The organism is Streptomyces sp. SID3343, from assembly GCF_009865215.1.
Taxonomy (GTDB): domain Bacteria; phylum Actinomycetota; class Actinomycetes; order Streptomycetales; family Streptomycetaceae; genus Embleya.
Window position 1 is genome coordinate 1 of sequence record NZ_WWJX01000827.1, and the last position, 8,286, is coordinate 8,286.

Annotated in this window: 7 protein-coding genes and 1 pseudogene; 7 read left to right on the forward strand and 1 reads right to left on the reverse strand. The window is 72.5% G+C overall.

Annotated features, from left to right (window positions below; genetic code table 11):
* Positions 1-984 (forward strand): annotated as a pseudogene (locus tag GT354_RS25950) (glycogen debranching protein); the annotation flags it as partial.
* 89 nt (positions 985-1,073) lie between these two features.
* A complete protein-coding gene (locus tag GT354_RS25955) occupies positions 1,074-1,781 on the forward strand; it encodes an NUDIX domain-containing protein (protein WP_161358796.1) in 708 nt (235 codons plus the stop codon).
* Positions 1,782-1,818: 37 nt separating this feature from the next.
* Here the strand turns inward: GT354_RS25955 and GT354_RS25960 are convergent, their stop codons facing one another.
* Positions 1,819-2,277: a hypothetical protein gene (locus GT354_RS25960; protein WP_161358797.1), complete on the reverse strand. Its 459-nt coding sequence runs from the start codon at positions 2,275-2,277 to the stop codon at positions 1,819-1,821.
* 187 nt (positions 2,278-2,464) lie between these two features.
* Here GT354_RS25960 and GT354_RS25965 point away from each other — a divergent pair, with 187 nt between their 5' ends.
* From GT354_RS25965 to GT354_RS25985, 5 genes are all read left to right on the forward strand, one after another.
* Positions 2,465-3,958, forward strand: coding sequence for an ATP-binding cassette domain-containing protein (locus GT354_RS25965; protein ID WP_161358798.1), 1,494 nt, complete (start codon positions 2,465-2,467; stop codon positions 3,956-3,958).
* Positions 3,955-4,713: a hypothetical protein gene (locus tag GT354_RS25970; protein WP_161358799.1), complete on the forward strand. Its 759-nt coding sequence runs from the start codon at positions 3,955-3,957 to the stop codon at positions 4,711-4,713. Before GT354_RS25965 ends, GT354_RS25970 begins: the two co-directional genes overlap by 4 nt.
* A 169-nt stretch (positions 4,714-4,882) precedes the next feature.
* Positions 4,883-5,737, forward strand: a complete 855-nt coding sequence (locus tag GT354_RS25975) for a FadR/GntR family transcriptional regulator (RefSeq protein ID WP_202512296.1) — start codon at positions 4,883-4,885, stop codon at positions 5,735-5,737.
* 208 nt (positions 5,738-5,945) lie between these two features.
* Positions 5,946-7,580 carry a SpoIIE family protein phosphatase gene (locus GT354_RS25980; protein ID WP_161358801.1) on the forward strand — a complete coding sequence of 545 codons (1,635 nt, stop codon included), beginning with the start codon at positions 5,946-5,948 and terminating at the stop codon, positions 7,578-7,580.
* Positions 7,581-7,836: 256 nt separating this feature from the next.
* Positions 7,837-8,286: RNA polymerase sigma factor region1.1 domain-containing protein (locus GT354_RS25985; RefSeq protein WP_272923887.1), on the forward strand; the 450-nt coding region annotated here is incomplete at its 3' end.

The window sequence follows — 8,286 nt, forward strand, 5'->3', positions numbered from 1 at the left end:
CGGGTGCGCTACGACTGCGCGGGCTCGACCGCGCTGTTCGTCACGCTCCTGGGCGAGGCGTGGCGGTGGGGGCTGCCGCACTCCGAGAGCACGGCGCTCCTGCCGGCGCTGCGCCGCGCGCTCGGACACCTCGTCCGCACGACGGGCGAAGGTGACGGCGACTTCGTCCGGCTCGGCGCCGAGGGGCCCGCGCCGTGCGAGTTACAGGCCCACACCCACGAGGCGCTGCGGCACGGTGCCGCGTTGCTCGACGCGCACGACCTGCCGGGTGGGCAGGCGTTGCGGGATCGGGCCGAGCGGCTCGGCGTCGACTTCCGCAAGGCGTTTCGCGTCGAGGACGCGGCAGGCGAGTACTACGCGGCGGCGCTCGACCCGGGCGGGCAACCGGTCACGGTCGCTTCGTCCGCGATGGCGCACCTGCCCGGCAGCGGAATCCTGGACGACACCGGGTGCCGCGCGGTCGCCCGCCGCCTGACCGCGCCCGACCTCGACTGCGGGTGGGGCCTGCGAGGCGCGTCCGCGCGAACGCCCGGCTACCATCCGCTGGCCGCCCGCGGCGGAGTGGTGCGCACCCACGACACGTGCGTGGCCGCGACCGGACTCGCGGGCGCGGGCCATCTCGACGCCGCACAGCAACTGTTCGCGGGACTGCTGAACGCCGCGCCGTGGTTCCAGTACCGGATGCCCGAGATGCATGCCGGCGAGCAGCGCGGCGAGGGGCACGCACCCGTTGCGCACCCCCTCTCGTGCCGCCCACTGGCCCGCGCGGCGGGAGCGATACTCCCGGTGCTCGTGGCCTTCGCCGGGATTTGTCCCGACATCCCCGCGGGTCGGGTCACCGTGCGTCCGGCGGGCCCCCTCGACATCGGCGAACTCGAACTGCGCGACCTGCGGGTCGACGGTGAACCGTTCACCGTCCGGGTCAACCGAGCCGGTCAAGCGATCGTGGAGGAGGCGGGGAAGGGCATCCGGCTGGCGATCTGAGTCGATGTGCGAACAGGAATCCCATTTTTTTGCCGCCGGCCTTATCGTCAGCCAGACGGCTAGTGGGTCCCGGGCACTAGGATCGCTCCATGTCGCGCTCCGAGCCCTCCCACTTTCCGCCTTTCGGAGTCACCGTGGATCTCGTCGTGCTCACGGTGCGCGAGCACGCTCTGAGCGCTTTGACGATCCGTCGGGGCGAACCCCCCTACCAGGGGACGTGGGCACTGCCCGGCGGTTTCGTGCGCGAGAGCGAGGGCCTGGAGGCCGCCGCAGCGCGCGAACTCGCCGAGGAGACCGGCCTCGACCGGCTGCCCGTACACCTCGAACAACTCGCCACCTTCGGCGACCCGGGCCGCGATCCGCGGATGCGCGTGGTCAGCGTCGCCTACCTCGTGTTGGCCCCCGACCTGCCCGCCCCGCGACCCGGCGGCGACGCGGCCGGCGCACGCTGGTCCACCGTCGGCGAGCTGACCGGCGACGGCAGCCGGCTCGCGTTCGACCACGGCCGCATCCTGGAGGACGGCGTCGAGCGGGCCCGCTCGAAGATCGAGTACTCCTCGCTCGCCGCAGCGTTTTGCCCCGAGGAATTCACCGTCGGCGAGCTGCGCCGGGTCTACGAGGCGGTGTGGGGCGTCGCGCTCGACCCACGCAACTTCCACCGCAAGGTGACCGGGACGCCCGACTTTCTCGTCCCGACCGGGGGAACCACCACCCGCCAGGGCGGTCGCCCCGCGCAACTCTTCCGCAAGGGGTCGGCGGAGAAACTCAACCCGCCGATGTTGCGGCCCGAAGCCTGACCCCGGGCGGCTCGCCCTCGGCCGACTCCCGGCCGGCTCAGCCCTGCCCGCCGATGTCCAGGCCGACGGTGTCGTAGGCGAGTTGGGCGTCGCGGCTGCGATGGCGGCCGATCAGCACGAGCAACTCCACCACTCGTGGCCGCAGCGTCGGCCCGCCCGGGCCGCCGGGTCCAACCGACTCGGCGGTGAAGCCGGCCAGCAATTCGTCCAGCGCGCTCGCCAATCGCGCGTGCTCCCACCGCAGCCGCCGGACCGCGTGGCCGAACCGCGGATCGGCCCGGCGCACCTCTTCGTACAGCCCGCCCGGCCCCTCGGTCGCCGCGACGTGCTCGTACAGATCGGCGCGCAACTGTCGGAGCCCCGCCCGCAGGGCGGCCGACCTGCGCGGGCCGGCGACGTCGACGACCAGACCGTCGCGGACGATCAACAACGCGTCGTCGAGGTCGCCGCGGCGACGACGAACGGATTCCAGTACGCCCGGATCCAGAACCGACATGTGGACCTCCCAAGACGTACTCGGCGGTACGTCGATGGTCCTCCCGCACCGGGCGCCCTGTCCAGGTTCGGGTGACTTTTCCACAGCTCGCCACTATGGGTCAAATGCCGGGAAAACGATGATTTCGTCGGTATGTTGCCAGGAATCCAACGATCTCCCGCATCCGGGATGACGAGGAGTGACGGCGATGGCGATCATCCAGACCTGTGGGCTGAGCAAGCGATACGGCGGCATCGTGGCCGTCGACGATGTCTCGTTCCACCTGCGACCCGGCAAGGTGACGGCGTTGCTCGGCCCCAACGGGGCGGGCAAGACGACCGTCCTGCGACTCATGCTCGACCTCGAACGGGGCGGCGGCGAGACCCTCTTCGACGGCCGCCCGTACCGCTACCTGGCCCGCCCCGCGACCGAGGTCGGCGCGTGCGTCGGCCCGGTCGCCGCTCATCCGGGGCGCCGGGTACGCGCCCACCTGAGAATGCTCGCGGCCGCCGGGCGCATCCCCGCCCGGCGGGTGGCCGAGGTGCTCGACCTGGTCGGCCTGACCCCCGTCGCCGGCGCCCGCGCCCGGGTCCTGTCGGCGGGCGCGGCGGGCCGACTCGCGCTGGCCTCGGCGCTGCTCGGCGACCCGGACACACTGATCCTGGACGAGCCCGCGACCGGCCTCGACCCGCAGGGGCTGCGTTGGCTGCGCGACTTCCTGCGCGCCTATGCGGCCGAAGGCCGGACCGTGCTGGTGGCCGGCCACATCCTCGCCGAGACCGCCGACTGCGCCGACCGCGTGCTGGTGATGAGCCGCGGCCGGATCGTCGTCGAGGAGTCGGGCGCCGAGTTCCTGCGCCGCGGCGTCCGCGAGGGCGTGTCCGTACGCACCCCGCAGGTGGCCAGGCTGAGCGAGTTGGTGCGGGCCGAGGGCTTCGAGGCGGTCCGCTCCGGCGGCGCGACCGTCACGGTGACGGGCGCGAACCGGGCCCGGGTCGGCGAAATCGCCTTCCGCGGCGGCATCCTGCTGCACGAACTCGCCGAACACGAACCCGGCGTGGGCGACGCGTTCACCGACGTGGTCACGCGCCACCGCGAAAGCACGCCGGCGCCGACCGAACCGGCCGTGTTCGAACCGGGGACGACCCCGGGAACGACCGAGTCGGCGGTGACCGAGTCGGCGGTGACCAAGGAACTGGTGCCGGAACAGCAGGACGGCGGGCCTCGACCGTCGAGCGACGAGCACCCGCCAGAGCGCAGCGGACGGCAGACGCGCGAATCGCGCCGCGAACCCGACCCGCAGACGGTCGTCCTGGCGGCCATCGCAGCCGGCGCGGCCGACCCACGACCCGCGCCGACATCGACCGCCGAAGCCGTCGACACCGCCGAACAGCCGGCCCGAGAACCGGCCCCCCGCCCGGACCACGACGCCGCGGCCGTCCCCACCCAAGCCGCCGAACCGGACACCCGCCCGGACGCGTCGCCCACCGCCGAAGTCGCCGCCCCACTACCGCCGCGCCGCCCCTTCGCCCGCACCTGGCGCCCCACCGAGCAAGCAGACCCCACCGAGCCGGCGACCCCCACCGAGCACGCGGATCACGCGAACCACCCGGACCCGGACCACTTCGAGCACTCTCGACCCGCAGAGCACCCCCGGCACACCACGCACGCAGAGCACACCGACGAAGTGAGAAGCGCATGAGCGCGATCAGGTACGAACTCGCCAGAGCGCGCACCCTGCGCGGCACATGGTGCGGCGCGCTCGCGCTCCTCGCCCTCTCCGCCGCCGCCACCTGGGTGGCGGTTCGCCAGGCCGGCGCCGTCCCCGTCGGCTCCGGCGAGGCCGTGCGGCTGCTCACCGCCGGCCCCGGCCGAACTCCCGTGCTGATCCCGGCGATCCTGGTCACGGTCGCCCTCGCGTGCGCCCGCGAGCAACGCCGCGAGGCGCTGCCCACCCTGCTGCTCGCGCTGCCGCGACGGACTCGGGTGTACACCGCCAAACTCGCCGGCACCGCCCTCGCGGCCGCCTCGATCGCGGTGCTCGCGGTGGCGACCGACGCCGCCGTGGCCCGCGTGGTGTTCGGCGGGATGCTTCCGCGCACCGCGTGGACCGAGGGCCCCGCACCCCGCGTCCTCGCCGGCTTCGTCGCCTACACGATGCTCGCGGCCGTACTGGGCCTGGCGATCGGGATGATCTCGCGCGGCGCGCCGCTGATCGCGCTCGCCGCCGCGGCGCTGCCGCTGGGGGGCGAACGGCTGATCGCCTCCGCCGTTCGGGCCGGCGCTCCGCAGGCGTATCAGGACTTCGTGCGCTACCTTCCGTTCCGCGCGGCCGACCGGATGCTCTCGGTGTCCGGGAGCGGCCTCGCCCCGCTCGCGGGCGCCGCGGTCTTCACCGCCACGACCCTCGTGGTCACCGTGATCGCGATGATCACGTTCGCACGCCGGCGCGCCTGACCCGCTCTTGGAGCAGACGTTCGAGAGGCAAGACGTCACACTTTCGGACGATCGACCCGCAAGGTAGATCACCCTTTCGTGTGTTTTTCAGCCGAGAGCGGGTTCGGCGCTCAAGCCGGACGCTCCCGAGACCGAGATGGAGAGCGTGAGTATCGCTCCCCATCAGACAATGCCCCACGCCCCGGCGAGCGGCTCGGCCGACGCGTTTCGCGCCGACGAGCCGGGCGCCGTCGGCACCGACCCGATGACCCGCCGGCCCTATGTGTGGGACGGACCCGACCTCGAACCGGCCCGCGCGGTCCGCAAGTCCGGCGTCGGCCGCGGCCGCGGCCTGCACGGCCAACTCGTCCAGCAACTCGGTCAGATGATCGTCGCGGGCGAGGTGGGCGCCGAACGCCCCCTCGTGCCCGAGGAGATCGGCCAGCGCTTCGAGGTCTCCCGGACCGTGGTGCGCGAATCGCTCCGCGTCCTGGAGGCCAAGGGCCTGGTCAGCGCCCGACCCAACGTGGGCACCCGGGTGCGCCCGGTGAGCGACTGGAACCTGCTCGACCCCGACGTCATCGAGTGGCGCGCGTGCGGCCCGCAACGCGACTCCCAGCGCCGCGAACTCTTCGAACTGCGTTGGGGCATCGAGCCGTTGGCCGCGCACATGGCCGCTTGTCGCAACCATCCCGAGATCGTCCGCCGACTGGGCGACGTCGTGGAGATCATGCAGCGGGCCGTCGCCCAACCGGATCCGCTGACGTTCAGCCGCGCCGACGCCGAGTTCCACGGCCTGCTGCTCCAGGTCGCGGGCAACCGCATGCTCGACCATCTCGCGAGCATCCTCGCCGCCGCCCTTCAGGTGTCCGGCGGCCATGTGGCGGGCTGTGAACACCTGTCCGAGGCATCCGTCTCGTTGCACGTGCGACTGGTCGACGCGGTCGCCGCCGGCGACGGCGAGAGCGCGGAGGCGGCGATGCGCTCGCTGCTTGCCGTGCACCCCGAGGTGGACCGGCAGTTCCCCGCCCAACGGGAAGGCTGACCTCCCACCCGCTTCACCCGTACGATCCGCCCCTCCTCCGTCCCCGCTCCGGGGCCGGCGGAGGGGCGTACGCATGCGGGAGTGGGCACCCGACACCCGTGCCACGACAGACGGTTCAAGCCAATCACTCCCGGTGAGCCGGCTCGCGTGCGTACTCTCGATATCCGACTCGCCGGCCCGGTTTGCCAACAGGTGGGGTTGTGAGGCAATGAGCGACGACAAGGTCGAAGCAGAACTGCCCGCCGACATCGACACGGCGCTGCTCGACGCACTGACCGGACAAGGACCCACGGCCTTCGCGCTGTACGACCGGCAGTTCCGGTTCCGCAGGGTCAGCACCGCGCTCGCGCGCCTGAACCGGCGTACCGCCGGCGACCTGCTCGGCAGACGCCCGCGCGAGGTGTTCTCCCAGGCGCGGGCCCGACGGATCGAGTCGGTGGTGGCCCGAGTGTTCGCCTGCGGCGAGCCGTACGTGGAGACACACGCGACCGGCCCGGACGGCGTCCGTGACCCCGGCGACCCCGCCGGCGACCGCGCGCCGACGCTCGCGCGCGCCTACGAATCGCATTGGCTCCCCGTACGCGCCCCAGGGGATGGTCTCGGGCCCGTCGTCGGAGTCCTGGTCCTGGTCCGCGACATCACCGAGCAGCCGCTGCGCGAGGAACTCCTGCGGTCGAGCCAGTGGCGCACGGCCAGACTCCAGGCGATGACCGCGCGCATCGCCGGCACGCTGAGCGTGCACGAGGTGCGGGGCGCGGTCGGCGAACTGGGCCACGCCATCGCGGCGGCGGGCTGCGAGACGTTCCTGCTCGACGAGACCGCGCCGGTCCACCCGTGGCCCAACCTGCCGGCGCAGCGCACGGTCGGTCGCCGGCGCGGACTGCCCGCGCACTGGTCGAACGACCTGGTGGCCGCGGTCACCGACGGCATCGCGCAGTACGTGTCCCACGACGGCCCGGCCGCATCCCACGTGCTGCTGCCGCTGGTCGGCGCGGGCGCGCCGCTGGGCGTGCTGCGGTTCACCTTCGACGACGGGCGGGCGTTCGATCCCGAGGAGCGGCTGTTCCTGGAAGCGTTCGCGGGACAGTGCGCGCTCGCGGTCGAGCGCTCGCGGCTCTACGAGCGTGAGCACCGTACCGCCGTCGCACTCCAACGCAGCCTGCTCCCCGAGCGATTGCCCGCCGTGCGCGGCGCCGAGTTCGCCTTCCGCTATCTGCCCGGCGCACCCGGTTTCGAGGTCGGCGGCGACTGGTACGACGTGTTCCCGCTGCCCGACGGTCGGGTCGCGATCGTGGTCGGCGACGTGATCGGCAAGGGACTGACCGCCGCCGCCGGGATGGGCCGAGTGCGTTCCGCGCTGCGCGCCCTCGCGTTCACCGACCCGGAACCGGCGGCGGTGCTCACCGGCCTGGACCGCCTGTTCACCGCGACCGAGGACGACGAGTCGCTGACCACGCTCGTGTACGCCGTGGTGGACCCCGGCACCGGGCTGCTCGACCTCGCCGACGCCGGGCACCTTCCGGTGGTGGTCGTGTCCGCCGACGGCAAGGCGCGGTATGTGGAGATCGGGGAGGAGTCGACGCCGCTGGGAGTCGCGGAGCACCGCACCCAACACACCGTCCGACTCGATCCTGGCGACATCCTGATCGGCTTCTCCGACGGTCTCGTGGAGACGCGGATACGGGGCATCAACGAGGGCCTGGACCTCCTCCTGGAGGTCGCCCGAGGAGCCAACGAAGGTCTCGAACCCCTCCTGACCGGCATCCTCGACGGCCTCCTCGGCGGCTGCGACCGAGACGACGACGTGACCCTCCTGGGAGTGCGGATCACCGGTGCCGCGTGACCGGAACCCCTCACACAGGGTGTGGCACGCACCGCAAGAGGGAACGGTGTGAGCTGCACCACCGAACGGGTGCGTAACACTTCTCCGGCTGGCCCGATGAGTACGAAGGTGGCAGCCGTTCGGGAATACGAAAACAAGCCGGTGCGCTGGATCTCGGTGCAACCGGATGCCGGAACAACGCTGTCTGCCCGAGTGTCGTTCATTTGGCGGTGCCGGCCCGTCACCGGGTCGCGATGCCGTCCAGATCGTCGAGAGGTTGTTTGTGTCGGCCAGCACATCCCGTTCGCTCCCGCCCGAGATCGCCGATTTCGTCAACGTGAAGTCGTTGATCGAGCGGGGTGAGGCCCAGGGGTACATCGCCAGCGACGAGGTGCGTCAGGCGTTCGAGGCCGACCAGATCCCGGCCACCCAGTGGAAGAACGTCCTGCGCAGCCTCAACCAGGTCCTCGACCAGGAGGGTGTGACCATCATGGTCAGTGCCGCGGACTCGGCGGCGCCCAAGCGCACCCGCAAGAGCGTGGCGGCGAAGAGCGCCGCGAAGCGGACCGCCACCAAGACCGTCGTCTCCACCCGCACCGCGTCGACCGCGGGCACCGTCACGGCTGCCACGGCCACCGAGGACGCCCCCGCGCAGCCGTCGACCGCGCCGTCGCCGGCCGAGAACGCCGTCGAGGCCCCTCCCGTCAAGACCGCCGCGCCCCGCAAG

What these genes read in the sequence shown, in the direction of transcription:
- GT354_RS25955 (WP_161358796.1), top strand. Translation starts at nt 1,074, where the DNA reads ATGTCGCGCTCCGAGCCCTCCCACTTTCCGCCTTTCGGAGTCACCGTG.
- GT354_RS25975 (WP_202512296.1), top strand. Translation starts at nt 4,883, where the DNA reads ATGCCCCACGCCCCGGCGAGCGGCTCGGCCGACGCGTTTCGCGCCGAC.
- GT354_RS25970 (WP_161358799.1), top strand. Translation starts at nt 3,955, where the DNA reads ATGAGCGCGATCAGGTACGAACTCGCCAGAGCGCGCACCCTGCGCGGC.
- GT354_RS25980 (WP_161358801.1), top strand. Translation starts at nt 5,946, where the DNA reads ATGAGCGACGACAAGGTCGAAGCAGAACTGCCCGCCGACATCGACACG.
- GT354_RS25965 (WP_161358798.1), top strand. Translation starts at nt 2,465, where the DNA reads ATGGCGATCATCCAGACCTGTGGGCTGAGCAAGCGATACGGCGGCATC.
- GT354_RS25960 (WP_161358797.1), bottom strand. Translation starts at nt 2,277, where the DNA reads ATGTCGGTTCTGGATCCGGGCGTACTGGAATCCGTTCGTCGTCGCCGC.